General features: G+C 49.4%; 21 protein-coding genes. 12 read left to right on the top strand and 9 right to left on the bottom strand.

Features of this window, described 5'->3' with window-relative positions:
- Positions 1 to 91: 91 nt before the first annotated feature.
- Together EL633_RS26510 and EL633_RS26505 are read right to left on the bottom strand one after the other, a co-directional pair.
- Positions 92 to 2,113, bottom strand: a complete 2,022-nt coding sequence (locus tag EL633_RS26510; protein ID WP_126630282.1) for a chloride channel protein — start codon at positions 2,111 to 2,113, stop codon at positions 92 to 94.
- A gap of 6 nt (positions 2,114 to 2,119) precedes the next feature.
- A complete protein-coding gene (locus EL633_RS26505) occupies positions 2,120 to 2,590 on the bottom strand; it encodes a MarR family winged helix-turn-helix transcriptional regulator (RefSeq protein ID WP_126630281.1) in 471 nt (156 codons plus the stop codon).
- A 276-nt stretch (positions 2,591 to 2,866) separates the two neighbouring features.
- Between EL633_RS26505 and EL633_RS26500 the strand changes: the two genes are divergently transcribed.
- A complete protein-coding gene (locus EL633_RS26500; protein ID WP_126630280.1) occupies positions 2,867 to 3,550 on the top strand; it encodes a VOC family protein in 684 nt (227 codons plus the stop codon).
- A gap of 126 nt (positions 3,551 to 3,676) precedes the next feature.
- Here the strand turns inward: EL633_RS26500 and EL633_RS26495 are convergent, their stop codons facing one another.
- The 3 genes from EL633_RS26495 to EL633_RS26485 form a co-directional block, all read right to left on the bottom strand.
- Entirely contained in the window at positions 3,677 to 4,456 is a 780-nt protein-coding gene (locus EL633_RS26495; protein WP_126630279.1) for a hypothetical protein, read from the bottom strand.
- Between the two features lie 48 nt (positions 4,457 to 4,504).
- Positions 4,505 to 5,899 carry a Sec-independent protein translocase family protein gene (locus EL633_RS26490; RefSeq protein ID WP_126630278.1) on the bottom strand — a complete coding sequence of 465 codons (1,395 nt, stop codon included), beginning with the start codon at positions 5,897 to 5,899 and terminating at the stop codon, positions 4,505 to 4,507.
- 150 nt (positions 5,900 to 6,049) lie between these two features.
- Complete coding sequence (locus EL633_RS26485) at positions 6,050 to 6,385, bottom strand: hypothetical protein (RefSeq protein WP_126630277.1); 336 nt, start codon at positions 6,383 to 6,385, stop codon at positions 6,050 to 6,052.
- A gap of 372 nt (positions 6,386 to 6,757) precedes the next feature.
- Here EL633_RS26485 and EL633_RS26480 point away from each other — a divergent pair, with 372 nt between their 5' ends.
- Genes EL633_RS26480 through EL633_RS26450 form a run of 7 tightly spaced genes read left to right on the top strand, consistent with a single transcriptional unit; the run spans position 6,758 to position 13,026 of the window.
- Positions 6,758 to 7,903 (top strand): 4Fe-4S dicluster domain-containing protein, encoded by a 1,146-nt coding sequence (locus EL633_RS26480; protein ID WP_126630276.1) that lies wholly within the window; start codon positions 6,758 to 6,760, stop codon positions 7,901 to 7,903.
- Positions 7,904 to 7,905: 2 nt separating this feature from the next.
- Positions 7,906 to 8,373 carry a Crp/Fnr family transcriptional regulator gene (locus EL633_RS26475; protein ID WP_126630275.1) on the top strand — a complete coding sequence of 156 codons (468 nt, stop codon included), beginning with the start codon at positions 7,906 to 7,908 and terminating at the stop codon, positions 8,371 to 8,373.
- A gap of 23 nt (positions 8,374 to 8,396) precedes the next feature.
- Positions 8,397 to 9,212 carry an FAD/NAD(P)-binding protein gene (locus tag EL633_RS26470; protein WP_218027591.1) on the top strand — a complete coding sequence of 272 codons (816 nt, stop codon included), beginning with the start codon at positions 8,397 to 8,399 and terminating at the stop codon, positions 9,210 to 9,212.
- Between the two features lies 1 nt (position 9,213).
- Positions 9,214 to 9,993, top strand: a complete 780-nt coding sequence (locus EL633_RS26465) for an NADH-quinone oxidoreductase subunit B family protein (protein WP_126630273.1) — start codon at positions 9,214 to 9,216, stop codon at positions 9,991 to 9,993.
- Entirely contained in the window at positions 9,983 to 11,275 is a 1,293-nt protein-coding gene (locus EL633_RS26460) for a Ni/Fe hydrogenase subunit alpha (protein ID WP_126630272.1), read from the top strand. The genes EL633_RS26465 and EL633_RS26460 overlap by 11 nt, the downstream gene beginning before the upstream one ends.
- 34 nt (positions 11,276 to 11,309) lie before the next feature.
- Positions 11,310 to 11,810 carry a hydrogenase maturation protease gene (locus EL633_RS26455; RefSeq protein WP_161982461.1) on the top strand — a complete coding sequence of 167 codons (501 nt, stop codon included), beginning with the start codon at positions 11,310 to 11,312 and terminating at the stop codon, positions 11,808 to 11,810.
- A gap of 52 nt (positions 11,811 to 11,862) precedes the next feature.
- Positions 11,863 to 13,026, top strand: a complete 1,164-nt coding sequence (locus EL633_RS26450) for a baeRF3 domain-containing protein (RefSeq protein ID WP_126630270.1) — start codon at positions 11,863 to 11,865, stop codon at positions 13,024 to 13,026.
- A 161-nt stretch (positions 13,027 to 13,187) separates the two neighbouring features.
- Here the strand turns inward: EL633_RS26450 and EL633_RS26445 are convergent, their stop codons facing one another.
- Both EL633_RS26445 and EL633_RS26440 read right to left on the bottom strand, forming a co-directional pair.
- Positions 13,188 to 13,709: a GNAT family N-acetyltransferase gene (locus EL633_RS26445; protein WP_246039263.1), complete on the bottom strand. Its 522-nt coding sequence runs from the start codon at positions 13,707 to 13,709 to the stop codon at positions 13,188 to 13,190.
- A 191-nt stretch (positions 13,710 to 13,900) separates the two neighbouring features.
- The gene (locus tag EL633_RS26440; protein ID WP_126630268.1) at positions 13,901 to 14,494 is read right to left on the bottom strand and encodes a TetR/AcrR family transcriptional regulator; all 594 of its coding nucleotides are present in this window, start codon (positions 14,492 to 14,494) and stop codon (positions 13,901 to 13,903) included.
- Between the two features lie 218 nt (positions 14,495 to 14,712).
- On the opposite strand from EL633_RS26440, the gene EL633_RS26435 reads away from it, so the two are divergent.
- The 4 genes from EL633_RS26435 to EL633_RS26420 all read left to right on the top strand — a co-directional run bounded on the left by EL633_RS26435 (position 14,713) and on the right by EL633_RS26420 (position 18,170).
- A complete protein-coding gene (locus EL633_RS26435) occupies positions 14,713 to 15,432 on the top strand; it encodes an SDR family oxidoreductase (protein WP_126630267.1) in 720 nt (239 codons plus the stop codon).
- Positions 15,433 to 15,652: 220 nt separating this feature from the next.
- Positions 15,653 to 15,964: a PadR family transcriptional regulator gene (locus EL633_RS26430; RefSeq protein ID WP_126630266.1), complete on the top strand. Its 312-nt coding sequence runs from the start codon at positions 15,653 to 15,655 to the stop codon at positions 15,962 to 15,964.
- A complete protein-coding gene (locus EL633_RS26425) occupies positions 15,961 to 16,866 on the top strand; it encodes a hypothetical protein (RefSeq protein WP_126630265.1) in 906 nt (301 codons plus the stop codon). The genes EL633_RS26430 and EL633_RS26425 overlap by 4 nt, the downstream gene beginning before the upstream one ends.
- Positions 16,867 to 17,012: 146 nt before the next feature.
- Complete coding sequence (locus EL633_RS26420) at positions 17,013 to 18,170, top strand: alpha/beta hydrolase family protein (RefSeq protein WP_126630264.1); 1,158 nt, start codon at positions 17,013 to 17,015, stop codon at positions 18,168 to 18,170.
- A gap of 132 nt (positions 18,171 to 18,302) precedes the next feature.
- Here the strand turns inward: EL633_RS26420 and EL633_RS26415 are convergent, their stop codons facing one another.
- Together EL633_RS26415 and EL633_RS26410 are read right to left on the bottom strand one after the other, a co-directional pair.
- The gene (locus EL633_RS26415) at positions 18,303 to 18,902 is read right to left on the bottom strand and encodes a dihydrofolate reductase family protein (protein ID WP_126630263.1); all 600 of its coding nucleotides are present in this window, start codon (positions 18,900 to 18,902) and stop codon (positions 18,303 to 18,305) included.
- Positions 18,903 to 19,000: 98 nt separating this feature from the next.
- On the bottom strand, positions 19,001 to 19,834 hold the full coding sequence (locus EL633_RS26410) for an AraC family transcriptional regulator (protein WP_161982460.1): 834 nt from the start codon (positions 19,832 to 19,834) through the stop codon (positions 19,001 to 19,003).
- Positions 19,835 to 19,899 lie beyond the last annotated feature (65 nt).

The following is a 19,899-nucleotide window of genomic DNA, read 5'->3' as shown; positions in this document are numbered from 1 at the left end:
TTGGTGATCGTAGTCGTTGTTTATGCTATGTGGCAGGAACCTGGTTGTGACCAGATTCCTGCCACATAGCATGCTGATATGCACGCTTTTTTTATGCCTGTGTTGATTCGTTTCTTACTTTTTCCTGTACCTCTTCAGGATCGCCTTGATCGAGTGCTGGTGCAACCGTTTCGTCTACTGTTTGTGTGTTCTGACCGGCCGAGAAGAGTGTGCTTAAGTGCAGGACGCGTTCACGGCTGCGCTCTTCGTGCAGATTACGTACCCTTGCTTTCAGTAGATCGGTAAGTGAGACCAGACCTACCAGTTTGTGGGACTGGCCACGTTCGACCACGGGCAACACGGTCAGGTTTGTCTCGGCCATGCGGTAGACGACGATGCGTAATGGCTCATCCAGATAGCACACGACAGGATCTGGTTTGACGGTTTGTGCCAGGAGCGGTCCACCTCCTTCCTGTTTTTCCTTTTCCTGGATAAAGGTGTGCAGGTTGTTTGCGGTGAGCACCCCTTTGAGATCCTGGTTGGCGTCAATCACGGGATAGAGGCGCTGGCTGTGCTGTATGGGTGACGTTGCAAACAATTGTGCCAACTCGTGCTGTTGCATCTTTGCTGAGAGGGCAACGACCGTTGTACGCATTACATCACGGACAAACAGGATTTCCAATGGATCGGTCGCGTACTCGCGCGTCAGGTGGTAGCCACGCCGACTAATCTTTTCGGTGAGAATAGAGCGCCGCATAAACAATACCGTGAAGCCATGAGCGATGGTACAGGCAACCAGCAGTGGGAGCAGGACATTGATATCATGCGTCAGTTCCAGGGCGAAGATGATACCCGTGAACGGTGAGCGCATCGTTCCACCCAGGATCGCGGCCATACTGATCAGTGGCCAGAAGCCCAGTCCCTCATTGGGTAGAACCAGCGATTCTAATCCACCGAGCGCCCCGCCCATCATCAAGAGTGGTGCCAGCACGCCGCCCGAGGTTCCTGAGCCGAGTGAAAAGGCCCAGATGAGAGATTTGACCAGCAGTACACCCAGGATGAGTTGGGTAGAGATATTTCCTTGCAGCAAGCTTTGAATCGTATCATAGCCTACTCCCAGGGCCTGAGGGAAGATAAAGCCGCCAATACCAATCCCCAGACCGCCAATCGCGGGCCACCACATCCAGTGGATTGGGAGGTGTTGAAATGCATCCTCGGCCGCATAGACTGCTACGGTGAGCAGCATTGCCATACCTCCAGCAAGGATGCCGGCAACCACACACCCAAGTATCCCCTGAGGACCAATGAAGAGTGGATGATGCGGCACCGGGAACAGCGGTCCTTCTCCCATCAAGTAACGACGCATAATGGCCGCCGTGGCACTGGCTATGGCCACGGGAACCATACTGCGTGGTTTCCATTCGAAGAGCAGCAGTTCGACCGCCAGTAATACCGCGGCAACTGGTGATGCGAAGGTCGCAGACATGCCAGCGACCGCACCCGCGACGAGTAGGGTTTTACGCTCAGCACTGGTGAGATGAAAAAGCTGTGCAATCATAGAGCCGACCGCACCACCGGTCATGATGATGGGTCCTTCAGCACCGAAAGGACCGCCTGAGCCAATGGAGATTGCCGACGAGAGCGGTTTTAAAATAGCTACGCGAGGCTGTATGCGGCTACCATTGATCAGGATCGACTCAATGGCTTCGGGGATGCCATGTCCGCGAATCCGTTCTGAACCATAACGGGCCATAACGCCAATGATGAGTGCACCAATCACAGGAACGATAATCACCAATGGTCCCAGATGATTTCCAGCCGGCGAAACAAGATCCGTTCTCCATCGTTGGAAAAAGAAGAGATTGGTGAAGATGCCGATAAGCTTGAGTAGTGCCAGGGCCACAAAAGCTCCCAGTATACCGATAATTAAGGCTAGCAGCGAGATGATAATGACCCGTGGTGATGTTGTAAAGTCTCCCAGTTTTCCGAGAGACTCTGCATTTCCCCATTGGCCGGCTTTTTGGCGTAGAGTTTGCCAGAGCCCTCTATGATGAGAGATCGTTTGCTCATGTGAGGAGCCTGGTGGTGTACTGGGACTCTGAGGCGTGAACGATGAACTTTTTTTCTGTGTCATATATGTTTAACTTTTGTCTCCTTGTTGATTGGTATCTATGTCTGGCATAACGGGATGATTGGAAAGGATCGTTTCTAATGATTGCAGGAGTGCAGGGCCAATGGTGGCGAGCTCTGTCTGATGATGGAGTGCTTGCCGCTGGAGAATTTCCTCGCCACGGGCCGTCAGTGTGATAATGACCTGTCGTTGATCGATATCGTCGCGGTGGCGCTCTACCAGATCATGCTCCACCAGCCGATTAATCAGCTCGACCGTACTATTATGTTGCAGTTGCAGCCGCTCGGCGAGCTCCCGTACGGTTGGTCTTCTGTCCTCTGGCAGTCCTTTGAGTGCCAGCAACAACTGGTATTGCTGTGGCTCAATGCCTTCTAATCTCGCCACCTGTTCACTAAAGCGCAGAAAGCGCCGAATCTGATAGCGCAGTTCGGCGAGCGCCTGATAATTAATCTCTGGATTTTCATTGCGTGTATTCATCATGCACCTTTTAATATCGGGTTACGATATAATTATAGCGATCGTGCCATTGCCATGTCAATAGCGAAAATTGCTAGTTTGTCTTGTCGTAACTATATGTGTGCGCGCTAAGAGCACTGAGGATGGGTGTATAACGTAAGATGAGCCGTGCTTTTGTACAGTATCTTATCCCGCCTTTTGGACGGTGTCTCAATAGAGCGCATGAGAGATACTATCCGTATAACACAGAAGAAGGTGTCAGTAAATAAAAAAAAGATACTCAAGGGAGAGAAAAACGTTATGCATATTCAAGAGTTACATTTACAAACAAAACATCTGAATGAGCAGAAAAAATTTTATACTGATGTGCTGGGTTTACCCCTTCTCACTGAGACGGCTGCCTCATTCACGGTCCAGGCGGGCACAACACGCCTGAGCTTTCAGGAAAGCCAGCAAGAGACTCTGTATCATATCGCCTTTACTATTCCGACCAATAAGTTCAAGCAGGCTAAAGACTGGATCAGTCAACGCATGCCTTTATTGAAGAATACGGCAGGTGAAGACGAGATCCATTTCACCAATCTTCATGCGCAATCGTTCTACTTTAGCGATGCAGCTGGTCATATCCTGGAATACATGGTGCATTATGATCTTGTGAACGAAACCTCAGGAGACTTTGGACCTGAGGATGTCTTGCGTGTAAGCGAGATTGGTCTACCTGTAGAGGATGTCCTGGCTGTTGCCGCTCAATTAGAAAAGCAGCAGGGCATTGTCTCCTATCCTGCTTCTAGCCAGGCTTCTGATGGCTTCGCCTATCTGGGCGATATTTTGGGACAATTGGTCGTGGTGAAGATTGGTCGCCCCTGGCTACCCACGGAGACAATCAAGGCGATTGCCTCCCCAGTGCGGGTGGTCGTTGCTGGAAAAACTGAGCAGGAAATGCAGTTTATCCCTTATCCATATACTATTGAGTTCAAAGCGTAAGCAAGCATACATATAGCTGCACTCGGTCACTAAAGCGTCCAGGCTTTTTTTACTGGAGAGCTTTGTCAAGAAAAAGACCAGCGCCAGCTCATTCGAATGAGCTGGCGCTGGTGTTACTCTGTTTATCTACTCCTCTGAAAATTCGGTTGGAAGACCAAGATGGGAGGCAGCGGCTTCCCTGCTATGAGCGTCATCAGAGCCATAATAGAGTTTGGGGACGATAAGCACGCCATTATCGTCAAGTGTTTGAATCCTCCAGGCAGGTGTTGCAAGGACACGTTCGCGTCCAAATCTATCAACTAGTTCAGGGCTCAAGAAATTAATGTCATACAGCCATTGAATGTCCAACGCCCGAGCTTCTTCCTGATCTATGTATGGTCCCTCTTCGCCAGTCAGGTGAGCATAAATAGGATGCCAGACGGTATAAAGTATCTGTAAGATTTCTAACCAGTGCTCATAGGCCTGCACGTTTTCCTGGGGATTGTCTGTAATGCGGGTGAAGTAGATATCTTCAATAGATGCATTGAGGAGACCATCTTCGGGTGCCAGAGATAGCAAGAAATCAAAGCCGAGTGAGGCACCACTACGCGCCGTGGAATATACCCTGATTGGTAAATAATCGTCCCGATTTGTGCAGTAGGAGCGAATTTCATCCTCTAGAGCAGCGGTTGAACCGGGCGTGAAGATAGGATCAGGATCAACTGGTACCGATGCATCGTTGCGCGTTCTTTCTAGCTGGCTAACGATGTCATACCAGGTGTCAAAGGTTGCGCTCCTTTCAGAGTCTGCAACCATGTGATAGCCACGTTCAGCGATAGCTTGCAAACAGCGTTGAATAAGATCATTATCGTAGAGTTGTTCAATATCGCGCACATAGTAATCTATCGCAAGAGATTGTTTTGGCATCAGGTGTTTTTTCTCCTTCTTGCAGTTTCAGCAGGCATTTTCATTATACTACGGCCAGGTTTCTACCTCAACACCCATATCTTCTAGCGCCTTCTTGACCTGTTCGAAGCCAGACATATCATTTTTATCCATACCAGCGGTATTAAAGACGTAGGTAATCTTCTTGTCTGGGTAGAGTTTTTTATAACGTAAAACCTGTTCTTCAAACTCTTTGATGGTACGTTTAATATTGCTGGTCTTTTTATAATAGCCTTTGTACCATCCATAATTTTTCAGGTCAATGACATCACCATTTTTCAGGACCACGTCAGCCGCTGATTTTCCACCCGCGTCGTGGTCCTCTACACGTAGAATATTATCTTTATGCGCAGCAAGATGAGCCAGAACCCAGAGCATCTGATACGTGGAGCCAGCGTATTTTGAATCCTGCACACCCATATCGCGCAAAACTTTTTCAATGCCTGGAATATTTGCGAGTTGAGCATACAATTGTGTCAGATACGGGACTTCTTGCCGGTGGTTCGCCAGAAGGTTTGAGGCCTGCTCCAGGCTTAAACCTGAGCCGATTAACGCGGCGAGAAAGGCAGGATCAGCATCAGGAAACGTAGTCTTAAGGGTTTCCACCATTGTTTTCTGATCAGGTGTCAATGGTACATCTGGCAGTTTCTTACCAGTAAAGCCCACTAAGATCTCACGAATCTGAGCGTCAGAAAGTCCTTTTTTAATGAGCATCTTAATAAAGTCAGGATCGATGTCAGGAAAATCTTTAGCAAGTTGCTCAAACCGTTTCTGTTGTTCCTCATTTAGTTTGATTGGTGGAAGCGGTGTGACCGGCACGGTAGCAGGCGTAGGATTCGGTGGTAGCGTCGGCATAGGTTGGTTAGCCGTATTGTGCATAGCTTTTTCCCAGCGCTTGATGGCGTGGTAAATATCCCAACCAAGCTTAACCAGTGTTCCAATGATTAAGCCTACTTCGATTGCTGTTACAATGGCGGCCACAATATCCCAGGGAACATCAAGACCACCCTGCGCGGCAGCCCCTACATCAAGTCCAGCCGCTACTTCAGCCAGCCCCGATTCACCACCAGCCTCAGCTACGGCTACTTCAGCGGCGGCTGTTAATTCGGTGACACATGTTTCACTTGCAACTGCTGCTTCCTCCAGCAAACCGATAGAACCAGCGCCTCCAGCACCTGTATTTGCTCCGACAAGTGCGCTGGCCTTTAGATATGCTTCAATCTGTGTTATCATCGTCTCTGCGGCTTCGCCAATAAATGCTTCATCTGATCCCGCTTCAGCAGCAGTTAAACTACGGGAAAGAGTATTAAACTGGCTAACAGAATTGCTATGAATATCCGCAAGTGTATTGATATGACCACGTAATGCATCAAGCGGGTGAATGATAGGAGCCATCCAGTCTAAGAGCTTATTAAGCGTATCCATCCTTGTCTTTCTTTCTAACTCTTTTTCTTCTATGCCATAGCTGTACCTTGCCTTATAGAATTGGGCGCAAACACATAAAGTGAGCCTCGATAATCAACTCACCATGCAAGCCCATCTATGAGTTTATGCGCAATGAAGAATGGCATCTTTTTATTTCGTGGGAGGTAGGTCAAAGCCAGGGTAAGGCGTAAAGCCGTTAGCAATGTTTTTATCCGTATTACTCATCTGCCCGGCTGCGCTGAGGATAGCATTGGCACAATCGATTTGCCACTGATAGGATTTTCGCAGGTGCTGTTCATATGGATTGATCACTGCAAAAATAGGACCTTGTAGAAAGCCAAAGAGACTATTGACATAACCTCTTATATTTGTCCAGGCCGCTTCATGCTCCGCAAGCCCGTTACGCGCATTATGTAGCATCTGGCCAGCAACTTCAACCATGTGACCGGTTGGATAAGATATTGGCTTTTGACTACTATCGGACATGCATTTTTCCTCCTATGCGTTTAAATTATTAACTGTAGTAGATTAGCTTATTTCTATGAAAAGAGCAACAAAGCTAGAAAAATGTGCTATTAGTAGAAAAATGAATGCTATATCGCTATACCAATATGGTGGTGGCTGTCTATTTCTGCTCGAACTGTGAATTGGGAAGCCTTGAGGGATTCTGGGAGAATCTGACATATTCAAAAAGAAGTGGATGGATACATCAATACTTGATTACAAACAAGCCACCACCCTGTCTGTATGCTAAGCATGTATTGCTAGCGTGTGAAGAGTGCAAGTGGTATCTGTATATGCTTGTAGAGATTACCTTGTCGTCAGGAAATTGCTATTGAGCAGGGCAGGAGGTGAAACATGCACTCCTCTGCATCCATCAATGCTCAGCTAATCATGCAATGTGAACAATTTGAGCAACTGTTAACAACATTGCAGCGAAGGGAATATCAGGTCGTTGGCCCGACCGTGCGTAATCAGGCTATTGTTTATGATACCCTGACATCAATTGCTGATCTACCGCAAGGGTATACTGACGAACAAGATGGAGGAAGGTATCGGCTCAAGCGACGCAATGATGATGCTTTCTTTGGTTACGCGGTCGGCCCTCAGTCCTGGAAGCAATTTCTCCAACCTCCCATTATGCGCTTATGGCGTGCGCAACGCGCTGAAGCTGATATTCATATAGTTGAGGAAGATCAGCCATCTCCTAAATACGCTTTTATTGGTGTGCGCTCCTGTGAATTACATGCGATTGCTATTCAAGATCGAGTGTTTTTACAGGGCAATTATACCGATCCTGTATATCGAGAGCGCAGAAATAATCTCTTCCTACTGGCCATCAATTGTGCTCAGGCTGGTGGAACCTGTTTTTGTACCTCGATGCAGACAGGACCGCAAGCAAGTTTTGGCTATGATTTAGCGCTTACAGAGATAGTGGAGACGGACAAGCATTTTTTCGTTGTCCAGATCGGGACAGAACTGGGCGCAGACATGGTGCGCGATCTCTCTTGTGCCCAGGCCAGTCCAGATGATCTCAAGCGGGCTGAAGATATCGTGGCCTGTACCGCGCAATCTATGGGACGACAGATGGTCTCCTCGCCCTTTGAAATAAAAGGTCTCCTGGCCCGCAATCTGGAGCATCCACGCTGGGATGATGTGGCCCAACGCTGCCTGACCTGTACGAATTGTACGATGGTCTGTCCAACCTGTTTTTGTACGACTGTCGAAGATGTGAGCGATCTGGCAGGAGAAGAGACTGAGCGCGTACGTAAGTGGGACTCTTGCTTTAATCTGGACTTTTCCTATTTGTATGGTGGTAGTGTGCGGACTTCACCTAAATCACGCTATCGGCAATGGATGACCCATAAGCTTTCGACATGGTATGACCAGTTTGGCTCATCGGGATGTGTCGGCTGTGGACGCTGTATCACGTGGTGTCCAGTCGCGATAGATATTACTGAGGAAGTACGTGCAATCTATGAGAGTGAGCAAAAGGAGCAATAGCTATGCCAGATTACGATCAGATTCTGGCAGCCCATCCCTTCTTCAAAGAATTTCAACCTGATTATCTGCATCAAGTAGCCTGTCTGGCGACACAGGTGGATTATGATCGCAATAGGTATATCTTTCATGAAGGAGAGTCGGCCGAACAATTCTATGTGATTACTAAAGGCAAAGTTGCGCTTGAGACCTTTTCGGTAGAGAAAAAAGGCAGTATCTCCATCGAGACGATTGAAGCCGGCGAGGTATTGGGATGGTCATGGTTGTTCGCACCCTATCGCTGGCATTTTAGTGCACGTGCTCTGGAAAAAGTGCAGGTGATTGTGCTGGATGGCGTATCGCTACGCTATATGTGTGAGGCGGATCCTGCATTTGGATATATACTTGTAAAGCAAGTTGCCCATATTATGATGCGCCGCCTCCAGACAACACGTTTACAACTCTTGGATGTGTATCGACCGGATGGTGGATGATGTTGCGAGCAAAAGATGATCCTATGTTACCAGAGTGGTATCGGATACAGCACAGACGAGACGAGATCCCAAATACCTTTACCCTGACACTTGAACCGTGCGAGCATGCTCCAGTGCCATCCTTTGCGTGTGGACAATTCAATATGCTGTATGTGTTTGGGGTGGGGGAGATCCCAATTTCCATCAGTGGAGATCCTGAACATCCATGTCCGCTGATCCACACCATTCGCGCCGTTGGGAATGTTTCCGCTCGTTTAAAGCATCTGAAAGTTGCTGATCAGATTGGTGTGCGTGGCCCCTTTGGTCGACCCTGGCCGATTGAACTGGCGCATGGAAAGGATCTGCTCCTGGTTGCTGGCGGTTTAGGCCTGGCTCCGCTGCGTTCTGTTCTGTATCATGTTATCGCGCATAGAAAAGCCTTTGGCCGGGTTACCCTCCTTTATGGTGCTCGTACACCTGAAGATATCCTCTATCGTAAAGAATGCGAACAGTGGCGCTCCAGATCGGATCTTGACGTGGCTATTAGCGTTGACCGGGGCGATGATGATTGGCGTGGAAGTGTTGGTGTGGTGCCACGACTCATTGCGCGTTCCCTCTTTGATCCAACGAATACCGTGGCCTTGATTTGTGGACCTGAAGTAATGATGCGCTTTTCTGCCGTTGAAGTTGAGCATTGTGGCGTTCCTGGCGAGCAGATTTTTATCTCAATGGAACGTAACATGAAATGCGCGCTTGGTTTCTGTGGACACTGTCAGTGTGGTCCTTTCTTTACCTGTAAAGATGGTCCAGTACTTCCATATCTTCAGGTTAGAGATTTACTGTGTAAGCGGGAGATCTGAAATGGCAAGAGACGCCAAACCCAAACTTGCTGTCTGGAAATTTGCTTCCTGTGACGGCTGCCAGCTAAGTTTGTTGGATTGTGAAGATGAATTACTGGCACTGGCTGATAAGGTAGAGATTGCCAATTTTCGTGAAGCTTCACGGGAAGTGATCCAGGGACCATATGCGCTCTCTCTTGTGGAGGGGTCGATTACCACTGCTGAAGATGCCGAGCGTATACAACACATACGGCATGAATCCAGCTATCTTGTCACCATTGGAGCATGCGCGACCGCCGGCGGTATCCAGGCGTTGCGTAATTTTAAAGAGAGCAAAGAATTTATTGCACTTGTCTATGCCAGTCCCCAGTATATTGATACCCTGAGTACATCTACGCCGATTGCCAATCATATCACGGTTGATTTCGAGCTTCAGGGCTGTCCAATCAATAGGTATCAGTTGTTAGAGGTCATTAGCGCATTTCTCCAGCATCGGAAGCCCAATGTACCGGCGTACAGCGTGTGTGTGGAATGTAAGCAGCGTGGCACTATTTGTGTGATGGTTGCCCATGGTACGCCATGCCTGGGACCTGTCACACATGCGGGCTGTGGAGCCATCTGTCCCGCTTATAACCGTGGTTGCTACGGCTGTTATGGTCCGAAAGAGACTCCCAATCTCGCATCCCTGAGCCAGCGTTGTCGCCAGATGGGCCTGTCGAATGATCAACTCAGGCGTGAGTTACAGACCTTTAATGCGTATGCCGAGCCATTTCGTCGGGAGAGCCAATCTTATGCAGAATAAAAATATCATTGTGGATTACCTGGCTCGCGTAGAAGGCGAGGGAAGCCTCTCGATTAAGATTAAGGATGGTGTGGTGCATGATGTGAAATTAAAGATTATCGAGCCTCCACGCTTCTTTGAAGCATTATTACGTGGCCGCGCATTTACAGAAGCTCCCGATATTACCGCTCGTATCTGTGGTATCTGTCCTATTGCTTATCAGATGAGTGCGGTCCATGCCATGGAAGATGCCTGTGGTATTCATGTTGAGGGCCAACTACGTGCGCTACGCCGGTTACTCTATTGTGGCGAATGGATCGAGAGTCATACGTTGCATGTCTATATGTTGCATGCCCCCGATTTTCTTGGCTACGCATCGGCGTGGCAGATGGCGCAGGACTATCCAGACATTGTGAAGCGCGGCTTGCAGATGAAAAAAGCCGGTAATGCTGTGCTTGATTTCCTGGGTGGCCGGGCCGTCCATCCCGTCAATGTGCGGGTTGGTGGCTTTTATAAGCTTCCGGAGCCACGTGAGTTTGAGCCACTGGCGGCGCAATTACGACTGGGAAAAGCAATGGCCCTCGAAACGGTACGCTGGGTGGCACAACTCCCCTTTCCAGACTTTCAACGGGACTATGAGTTTGTGGCACTGAGCCATCCAACGGAATACGCCATGAATGAAGGTCGCTTGCTCTCGAATAAAGGTCTGAATATTGCCGTCCAGGCATATGATGACTACTTTGTTGAAGAGCAGGTGCCGTATTCAACCGCGCTCTATTCGCATATCAAAGGGCGGGGAGCCTACTTTACTGGTCCGATGGCACGCTATAATCTAAACTTTGAACGCCTCTCGCCTCTGGCACAACAGACGGCTTTGTCGGCTGGCTTGCAACGCGTGTGCACGAATCCCTTTAAGAGTATCATCGTACGCAGCATAGAGATCCTGTATGCCTTTGATGAGGCTCTCCGTATTATTGAGCATTATCGTATGCCTGAGCAGGTTGCGCTACCTGTTCAGCCACGTGCCGCTACCGGCTATGCCTGTACTGAGGCTCCTCGGGGTACTCTGTATCATCGCTATACCATCAAGGAAGATGGGTTGATTGGCGATGCCAGGATTGTTCCGCCAACCTCTCAGAATCAAAAAAGCATTGAGCAGGACCTTGGCTATTACGTTGCGCAGATCTTACATCTACCTGATAAAGAACTGACCTGGAAGTGTGAACAGGCTATCCGCAACTATGATCCCTGTATCTCATGCGCCACGCATTTTCTTACTGTGCACATTGAGCATGAGCCATGAGCATGCCGCACACAGAGAAAGAGAGGGGAGTGCTATGTCGGCGAAGTTGCTGTTAATTGGTGCAGGCAATCTCTATCGAAGCGACGATAGTGTTGGTCTGAAGGTTGTACAGGCCATCAAAAGCAACCACTTGCCGGACGTCGACTGCATTGAACATGATGCTGATGGCACTGGTTTATTGGAAATCATGGCGCAAGCTGATACGGTCATACTCGTTGATGCCGTGAAGTCTGGTGCACCTCCAGGCACGATCCATAAATTCGCTGTGCACGACAGTGTACCATCCTGCCCCATCCCGCTTTTTTCTTCCCACGACTTTGGCGTGGGCGAAGCAATACAACTTGCACAAGTTATCCATCAGCTTCCACGCCGTCTGACTGTCTATGGTATTGAAGGAAGCTCTTTTTGTCTGGGAACGATGCTCTCGCCAGCGGTCGCATGTGTGATCCCAGATGTCGTTGCCTTGATCTATCAGGATATTCAGGCGCGCAGAGCAGATAGTAGCGGTGTCACATGGGAGGTGCTGGATTCGTGAATGGGAGAGGATCGCTCATTCCATTGAAGAGATATATGAGGAGGGAAATCGTATGCAGATACCATCCAGATTTGAAGTGAAGACGCTCATGGAAGAGTATCATGATCCCTGTATCTCGTTGTTTATGCCCATCGAGCATGTGGGTCCGGAGGTCCAACAGAATCCGGTTCGCTTGCGTAATCAACTTCGTGCTATTGAGACCCAATTGGAGCAGCAGCCTCAGTTTTCGTTAAAGCGAACCGAGCTGCTAAAGCCATTGTTTAACCTGATTGATGATGAAGCGTTCTGGTTGGAAAAAGGGCAGGGAATGGCGATCTTCCGTAATCTGGAGCAACTGCACTTCTATCATCTGCCGGAGCGTGTGAAGGAGCAAGTAGTGATTGCGCCCCACTTTTACCTCAAACCCCTGCTGCCATTTTTAACAAATGATGGACGCTTCTACATTCTGGCCTTTTCGCAAAAAGAGATCAGGCTGCTGGCGGGAACGCGTTATACGATTCAAGAAGTGCTTTTACCTGAGCAGGTTCCTGAAAGTCTGGCTGCAACCCTACAATATGATCATCTGGAAAAAGAACTCCAATACCATAGCAGTGCTTCAAGTGCGCAGATAGGTAAAAGTGGACGGCATGCGCTTGTTTTTCATGGCAAAGGTGCATGTGATGAAGCGACCGAACATCTGAGTCGCTACTTTCATCAAATCAATCGTGGTTTACATGAGTTCCTGCATGACGAAACCGTTCCATTAGTGCTTGCAGGCGTAGCATACACGATGGATCAGTATCGTAAGGTCAATACATATCCTCACCTGGTTGGAACTGGACTGGCTGGCAATCCAGACGAGTTGTCGATTCAGACACTGCACAGGCACGTCTGGCCGTTGGTTGAACCCTCGCTCCTAAAAGCTCAACAGGAGGCGCTGGCGCAGTATCAGGAATATGCGATGACGGAAAGCGCTTCTAACAATATCAGCTTGATCGTTCCTGCCGCCCATGCGGGACGTATTGCGACCCTGTTTATTGCGCGTGATCGGGAACAATGGGGCCGCTTTGATCCTGAAACCGGAACCATCGAAGTCCATGAAAGCGCCATGTCCGGAGATGATGATCTCCTTGAGCGAGCCGCTACCCAGACCATACTGCATGGCGGATCAGTCTATGTGCTGGATGACACGACGGCCATTGGTGACCAGCTAGCCGCAGCCGTGTTCCGCTACTGAGTAGACAGGACGAACTCTTCGCAGAGTGACCGAGATCTGCATATCAAAGTGCCTCTCAACGTTGAGAGGCTATAAGTGGTAAATGACCTGAAGTGTGAGCCAGTTTTTGCTTAAAAGAGCAAGTCGCAGCGGTCCGTGAGGAATTCACGGACTGCTTCTGTCTATACTGAGAATTTTTCACGCGTTAACTCGTAAATACTCTGCCATGCTTCCCACTCCCAACGTCGATCAATCTTGCGCATTCCCAGTTTCTCGGCAAGGCGGCAAGAGGCCGTGTTTGCTTCCTGAGTGATCACCAGAATGCGCTCAAGTCCAAGCTGCTCAAATCCTTGCGTTAAACAAGTTTGTGCTGCCTCTGTAGCGATGCCTTTTCCCCAGAAGGCTGGGTAAAACTCGTAGGATAACTCAATTCCATCCCCGGTGTGATGGGCATGATGCAACCCACAGAGACCAACAATCTGCCCAGTCGCCTTCTCATATACGGTCCATTGTCCAAAACCGGCCTGATCCCAATGCATCTGTAACCACTGAAGTTTCTTCTCAACAATCTCTTCGCTCACCACCCCACCCAGGTACTGCCGCACTTGCTTATCACGCCATAACCCGCCCAATGCTTTATTCTCCTGGTATTGTGGCCTGCTGAGGAGCAAGCGGTCTGTCTCTAATTTATGTGTTATATTCATTTCAATACGCCTTTGCATTATTTGAACTTTATTTACATCTCTGTTTTCTGATTTTTCGATCCTTCTTTGTCATTTGGCAATATAAATAACAAAAGGGTCAGCATAGTCATTTCCACTATCTGACCCTTTTGCTATTTAAGGGCAGCGGATGAGGTGGATTGGTTCTGGATGTGATCAAGCGTACTGCTCCATTATGCGGAATTTGGGAGGAGCGTCTGTATGATGTCATGGGCATAGGTTGCGTCGAGCGGTGCGTGTTGTGTCAACAGGCGGTACCACATGGCCCCATAGATCAGATCGGCCATGATTTCAATATTGGTGCTAGAGGGTAGTTCGCCATGTTTGAGTCCATCATGTAAGATCGTGAGTAGTGGTTGGCGCCGTGTGGTAATAAACTCTGTACGAAAGAGAACCGCGAACGTCGGATCAGACTGTGCCTCCGCCATCAAGCCTCTTACAATCTTTCCTATATCTCCATTGAGTATGTCAAAAATTGAATTGAGCCAGCTTTCCAGACGGCTAACCAGTGAATCATTATGAGGTACAGGAAGTGCTTGCTGTGCGTGTTGTTGTAGCGCCTCCAGGACGATCGCTCCTTTTGAAGGCCACCAGCGATAAATAGTGGGTTTTCCTACTCCAGCCTCACGTGCGATCCCCTCAATTGTCAATGCCGTAAAGCTCTCTTGCCTGACCAGGTGCAGCGTCGCGTCGAGGATGGCCTGGCGGGCTTTTGTGCTTCGTGGGCGGCCAGCGCTACGACCAGGCCTTGAAGGATTGCTCTCCATAGGTATTCCACTCCTGATTTTTTCCTCCAGTATATCACTTGACAAAACGTTACGTCACGTTTCATAATATAATTATGTTACGATGCGTAACGTTTTAGCGCAGATATGATAGGTAGTAACATGGTTTTCTGAGCAGGGATTAAATCCTCTGGCTGGATTATGCCGTTGTTACTATTTAGTAGTTTATACACAACTAAGACCATTGAAAGGAATACGATATGGAACTCACAGGTCAACGGATCCTTATTATGGGAGGCAGTTCTGGCATCGGACTTGCTACTGCTCGTATGCTTGTAGAGGCTGGAGCGGAGGTGACCATTACGGGGCGTAGTCAGGACAAAATCGATGCGGCTGTCGCACAGTTAGGGGTGCGTGCCCATGGTTCGGCCGTGGATGCAACCTCTCTTCCACAACTGCAAACGTTCTTTCATGAGTATGGAGCCTTTCATCATCTGGTGATCTCTGTTAGCGGCGCTGCGGGGAGTGGTGCATTTCGTAGCCTTGATTTACAGGATCTTCGTTATGGCTTTGAGGCGAAATTCTGGCCACAGGTCACTATTGCTCAGATGAGTCTGGAAACGTTGCAGCCTGATGGATCAATCACGTTTGTGACCGCAGGTTCATCGCGCCAGGCACGTCCTGGAACGGCCGGTCTGGCAGCGATTAATGGAGCGCTAGATGCGATGGTCCCCACGTTAGCTGTAGAACTACGCCCCCTGAGGGTTAATGCAGTGTCGCCTGGAGTTATTGCCACACCATGGTGGGATCGTGTCGCGGAGGATTTCCGCAAAGACTTCTTTGCCCAGGCGGCCGCCAGCGCACCAGTTGGACGCGTCGGCCAGCCTGAAGACGTCGCGCAGTCTATCATCTTCCTGATTCAGAATACCTTCATTACTGGCAGCATTATTGATTGTGATGGTGGTAGTCGCCTCAGCTAAATTGTGTGTGTCGGTCATAATAAAGGCTATCCTGAATACATTCCCAGGATAGCCTTTATTCATGTGCACCTGTGTGCTAAAACATATGCATTCTAGGCTCATTCCAAATGGATGCAGAACCATTGACAAATTTTTTGCCCGTCATGTATACTCCGTTTGACGTAGTAGTACGTCGGACGTAATAGTCCAGAAAAATACCTCTTGTGTGGAGCGAGTCACTATGGATGCATTTAATCTGGGTCGCTTTTCTGATCCACCTATTCTTATTCTGGCGAGCCTGGCGGGGAGCCCAAAGCATGGATATGCCATTATGGAAGATATTGAGGCTTTTGCCGGTGTCCACCTGGGACCTGGAACGCTTTATGGCGCGATTGCACGCCTGGAGACACAAGGCTTCATCAAGCCACTGCCGGCTGAAGATCGGCGGCGGCCGTATTGTTTAACCGCTACCGGAATTGCTTTCTTGCGCGAACAACTCACGGGCATGGAACGCTTTGCTGGTATGGGATTACGGAGGCTTGCCAGTATATGAGGAGAAGTACGTATGTCCTGCGTCTCTATCCCCGTCCCTGGCGCGATCGCTATGAGGACGAAGTGCTGGCAATGCTAGAGCAAGGTGTGCCATCCTGGATGGATGACCTAAATCTGCTTGGTGGTGCATTCAATGCTCATCTGCATCCGTGTTGGGGGTTTGCTGATAAATCCTCATATCTGCGGACCCTTCGTGGCTCTTTGCTCACAATTTTTGTGGCCTATGCGAGCTTTATCATTGCAGGTCTGGCGTATCAAAAATTGACAGAATACCATGCCTTTATGTCGGTTGCCCAGACTGATCATGCCATAGGTCTGCTTTTTTTACTGGTCGTTATTGGCTCAGTGCTTGCTCTGTCAGGAATATTCGTTGGTGGCGTGCCAATTGTTGTAGCTGTCATCAGACATGCGCTTAAGAACAAACAACCAGGTCTGCTTTTCTTGTTGAGCACTCCCATTCTCGCCAATGGAATCTTTCTATGCATACTATTGCTCTTAAAGAATATACATCCCATAATCCCTCTGGAGACTATTATTTCGAGGACTACCTTTGTTGGCGCCCTTCTTATTACGGTCGCCGTCAGCACAGGCGTTGTTTGTCGCGCCGTCTCACGTTGTGAGATTCCTGAGCCGCTGCTGCGTTTTGCCTTGCGTTGCGCCATGCTGGCAACCGCCGCCATGGCACTGATGTTTGTCGCGACCACAGTCTGGGGTCTGGGTGTATGGAGCAAAGAACCACAACTTTTTACGCGCAACGATGGTATCTTTGGCACGAGCACACCCCTTACCTGGCTCGGGATTGTGATGGCGATGGCGATGGCAACTGCCATAGCACTCCTCGCGCTTACGCGTGGCATGTCATCTCGTGCGGTTCTAAACACAACTATGCAAGAATCAGTATAATGCTCCGGCGCCTAGATGTGCTGAGGCAACCATCAATGCAATTACCACCGGGTAAATGACTTGTCACCTATAGGTAAGAAACACTAAAGGTATGAAAGGGAAATCGTGTGCGTGCATTCTTCTTATCGCATCCAAGATTGAAAAGAGTGAGTGTTTTTGTGCTGATCCTACTGCTCATTGGCGTGATTATTCTAGCTGCTGGCGTGACCCTTCTTGATGTTCAGCGCCATCGCGCAGCCGTTCTGCCGGCGCCCACTGGTTCCTCTGCTGTTGGCCGGATGGAATACGATTGGAGAGATCAGTCGCAGGATGATCCTTTGGCGCCACGCGCAGGGACAAAGAGGGAACTGGTCGTCTGGAGCTGGTATCCTGCCGCGCAGACACGCAACGTGCACTTCGCGCCTTATCTGCCAGCACAGTGGGCACAGGCCAGCGATAATCAGATTGTGCAGAGCAGCGATGCCGTTCAGACTCATAGCGTGGATCAGGCACCGCTTGCCCCCGACGCGGCCCGCTATCCGGTACTTATTTTTGAGCCCGGCATGGGCAAAATGCCGACACAATACACAACACTGCTTGAAGACCTCGCCAGCCATGGCTATATTATTTTCGCCATCACACCTACCTACAGTTCCAACATGGTTGTTTTCCCTGATGGACGGAAAGCGGAGGCCTCGTCCGCTGGTAATCTCGATAATGTGAGCAATATCCAGGCGGCGGGCAATCAGCTTGTCTCAGTTTGGGCAAAGGACGTAATCTTTGTCATGGATCAGCTTGGTAGGCTGAATACAACGCGTGGAAATCGGTTTAGCGAACACCTCGATCTCACGCGGCTGGGTGTCTTCGGACATTCCTTTGGAGGAGCCACGGCGGCGCAAGTCTGTCACCTGGATGCACGCTGTAAAGCTGGCATAGATCTCGACGGAGATCTGTTTGGTGATAGCGTCCAGACTAGCCTGAAGCAGCCATTTATGGTCATTCAGCATGATATTGGCGCTTGCTCGGACAATGATTGCCGTGTATTCCAGCGCGAAATTCAGTCCACCTTGCGAACTGTACCGCAGACCAAGCGCTATTCACTCAGCATCAAAGGGACGGAGCACTTCAACTTTTCAGACTATGCCGCCTATTTCTCGCTGCTGCACGCCTTTGGGCAGCTCGGCTCCATCGATGGGCTGCGCGGCATACAGATCACGCGCGCGTATGTGCGCGCCTTTTTTGATAGGTATTTGAATAGTATTTCTTCTCCGTTACTGAACGCTGCAACAAGCACGTACCCAGAGGTGCAATTTTTAACATCATGAGAGATGGCTTTTTTGTTACACTGGACACAGTAAAAAATAGTCACACGCCCTGTCTCTCCTCACATCAATATGCTGATCTATAGGGAGACCAGTATATTGACATGAGGAGAAAAAAACAATCCTAATGAAAACCTACTGATGAGCGATTTCCCCTTTTTCTCTGACCGGCTGGTAGGTTGTGATGACGACGCCCGTGCTCGTTGTCCTGGAACTGATAAACTGGAGCATGGTTGCTGCACCACCTTCGGGGAAGAGGCGGTGTCCTGATCCCAATACCAGTGGGTGGATGAGGAGCACGTACATATCAATGAGGTGAGCTTGCATGAGCGATTGGATTAACTCTCCGCTGCCCATGATCACAAGATCCGTGTCCAACTCCTGCTTGAGCCTGCTCACGGTCTCTGAGGCGGCGCCCTTGAGCAATGTGGAATTAACCCACGGAAGTGGCTCAGAGAGAGTCGTTGATGTGACATACTTCTGCATGTTGTCGAGCAGCGCCGAGAAAGGGCTCTCCTTCTGTTTAGGCCAGACGGTGTAGAAATCCTCATAGGTTCGTCGGCCCAGCAACAAGGCTCCGATTGTGGGCATGCTTTCCCCCGCCTGTGCCATCGCAGCATAGGGCGCTGCCCAGCCCCCGTGCTCGAAGCCGCCCCGGCGATCCTCATCTGGCCGTCCCGGCGCCTGCATAACTCCATCGAGGCTTAGATTCGTGAAGACAATAATTTTGCTCATGAACGTTTTTCTCCTTCTGTCGAGAAACTATGGTGTTTCTCTCGTGTGTTGGAGTATATCTTGTTCACACCTCGATGAATTGTAAAAAACCGTCATGTTCAAACAAAAGAATAGCCTGTTTGCTCATGATAGAAGTCATCGGCGTGTTGAGCCAGACGTGTGGGCGTCAGGCCAGAAAATGCCTTGATGTCGTGAATCAAATGAGACTGGTCAGTGAAGTTGAGGGCCGCTGCGACATCGGTCAATCGTGCAAAGTGCCCAGTTTTGATAAGGTGAATTGCTGCATTAAATCGCTTCACGCGGAGATATGCCTGGGGCGTCAAACCTACTGCGCGGGTGAAGCGTCTTTCAAACTGGCGTTCCGAGAGATGGAACGTGTTCAGCAAGTCTTTGACATGTAGAGAACCCATGTGCGCGTGGATCAAATGGAGGCTTTCTTCCACGATCATATCCCGCGGTTTCTCCTGTTTGAGCCGAGACGTCAGGAAGGTGGTGAGAAGCGTCATCTGCTCCTGACTATTTCGAGCTTCCATCAGTTGACTTGTCAAATCGAGAGCCTCCCACTCCTGTGGACCTATCCATCCAGGAGCAAGTTGTGAGGGGGTGATCCCAAAGAGCGTTTCGAGGGCGGTCGGCTTGAAAATCACCTGCACCGTTGTAAAAGCTGCTTGTTTGTATGTCATGATGCTGGACTCGATCACTGGTCCAGAGAGAAAGAGAGGAGGTGGGCAAAAGCTGCGTCCCGAATGGGTGAAGATGTGCTTGAGAGCAGCGTGCCCATTATTATGATGAAAGACCATTCCTGGTGCACCATAAGGAGCGACCTGAATGGTAACGGCTTCCTTCCCATGATAATCAGCGATCCTTATACACTCTATCTCATTTTTGAGGATGGCTGGAGGTGGAAGAATGGTAAAGTGGATCGAGTGCATACAACCCATTCCTTTGTTTTATGAAACGCTTCATTCATTATCCAACGGTTCCTTCTTAACTCTTC

The organism is Dictyobacter alpinus (genome assembly GCF_003967575.1).
In the GTDB taxonomy this organism is placed as follows: Bacteria; Chloroflexota; Ktedonobacteria; order Ktedonobacterales; family Ktedonobacteraceae; genus Dictyobacter; species Dictyobacter alpinus.
This window is presented reverse-complemented; position numbering and strand designations above follow the sequence as displayed.

What these genes read in the sequence shown, in the direction of transcription:
- EL633_RS26510 (WP_126630282.1), bottom strand. Translation starts at nt 2,113, where the DNA reads ATGACACAGAAAAAAAGTTCATCGTTCACGCCTCAGAGTCCCAGTACA.
- EL633_RS26505 (WP_126630281.1), bottom strand. Translation starts at nt 2,590, where the DNA reads ATGATGAATACACGCAATGAAAATCCAGAGATTAATTATCAGGCGCTC.
- EL633_RS26500 (WP_126630280.1), top strand. Translation starts at nt 2,867, where the DNA reads ATGCATATTCAAGAGTTACATTTACAAACAAAACATCTGAATGAGCAG.
- EL633_RS26495 (WP_126630279.1), bottom strand. Translation starts at nt 4,456, where the DNA reads ATGCCAAAACAATCTCTTGCGATAGATTACTATGTGCGCGATATTGAA.
- EL633_RS26490 (WP_126630278.1), bottom strand. Translation starts at nt 5,899, where the DNA reads ATGGATACGCTTAATAAGCTCTTAGACTGGATGGCTCCTATCATTCAC.
- EL633_RS26485 (WP_126630277.1), bottom strand. Translation starts at nt 6,385, where the DNA reads ATGTCCGATAGTAGTCAAAAGCCAATATCTTATCCAACCGGTCACATG.
- EL633_RS26480 (WP_126630276.1), top strand. Translation starts at nt 6,758, where the DNA reads ATGCACTCCTCTGCATCCATCAATGCTCAGCTAATCATGCAATGTGAA.
- EL633_RS26475 (WP_126630275.1), top strand. Translation starts at nt 7,906, where the DNA reads ATGCCAGATTACGATCAGATTCTGGCAGCCCATCCCTTCTTCAAAGAA.
- EL633_RS26470 (WP_218027591.1), top strand. Translation starts at nt 8,397, where the DNA reads ATGTTACCAGAGTGGTATCGGATACAGCACAGACGAGACGAGATCCCA.
- EL633_RS26465 (WP_126630273.1), top strand. Translation starts at nt 9,214, where the DNA reads ATGGCAAGAGACGCCAAACCCAAACTTGCTGTCTGGAAATTTGCTTCC.
- EL633_RS26460 (WP_126630272.1), top strand. Translation starts at nt 9,983, where the DNA reads ATGCAGAATAAAAATATCATTGTGGATTACCTGGCTCGCGTAGAAGGC.
- EL633_RS26455 (WP_161982461.1), top strand. Translation starts at nt 11,310, where the DNA reads ATGTCGGCGAAGTTGCTGTTAATTGGTGCAGGCAATCTCTATCGAAGC.
- EL633_RS26450 (WP_126630270.1), top strand. Translation starts at nt 11,863, where the DNA reads ATGCAGATACCATCCAGATTTGAAGTGAAGACGCTCATGGAAGAGTAT.
- EL633_RS26445 (WP_246039263.1), bottom strand. Translation starts at nt 13,709, where the DNA reads ATGAATATAACACATAAATTAGAGACAGACCGCTTGCTCCTCAGCAGG.
- EL633_RS26440 (WP_126630268.1), bottom strand. Translation starts at nt 14,494, where the DNA reads ATGGAGAGCAATCCTTCAAGGCCTGGTCGTAGCGCTGGCCGCCCACGA.
- EL633_RS26435 (WP_126630267.1), top strand. Translation starts at nt 14,713, where the DNA reads ATGGAACTCACAGGTCAACGGATCCTTATTATGGGAGGCAGTTCTGGC.
- EL633_RS26430 (WP_126630266.1), top strand. Translation starts at nt 15,653, where the DNA reads ATGGATGCATTTAATCTGGGTCGCTTTTCTGATCCACCTATTCTTATT.
- EL633_RS26425 (WP_126630265.1), top strand. Translation starts at nt 15,961, where the DNA reads ATGAGGAGAAGTACGTATGTCCTGCGTCTCTATCCCCGTCCCTGGCGC.
- EL633_RS26415 (WP_126630263.1), bottom strand. Translation starts at nt 18,902, where the DNA reads ATGAGCAAAATTATTGTCTTCACGAATCTAAGCCTCGATGGAGTTATG.
- EL633_RS26410 (WP_161982460.1), bottom strand. Translation starts at nt 19,834, where the DNA reads ATGCACTCGATCCACTTTACCATTCTTCCACCTCCAGCCATCCTCAAA.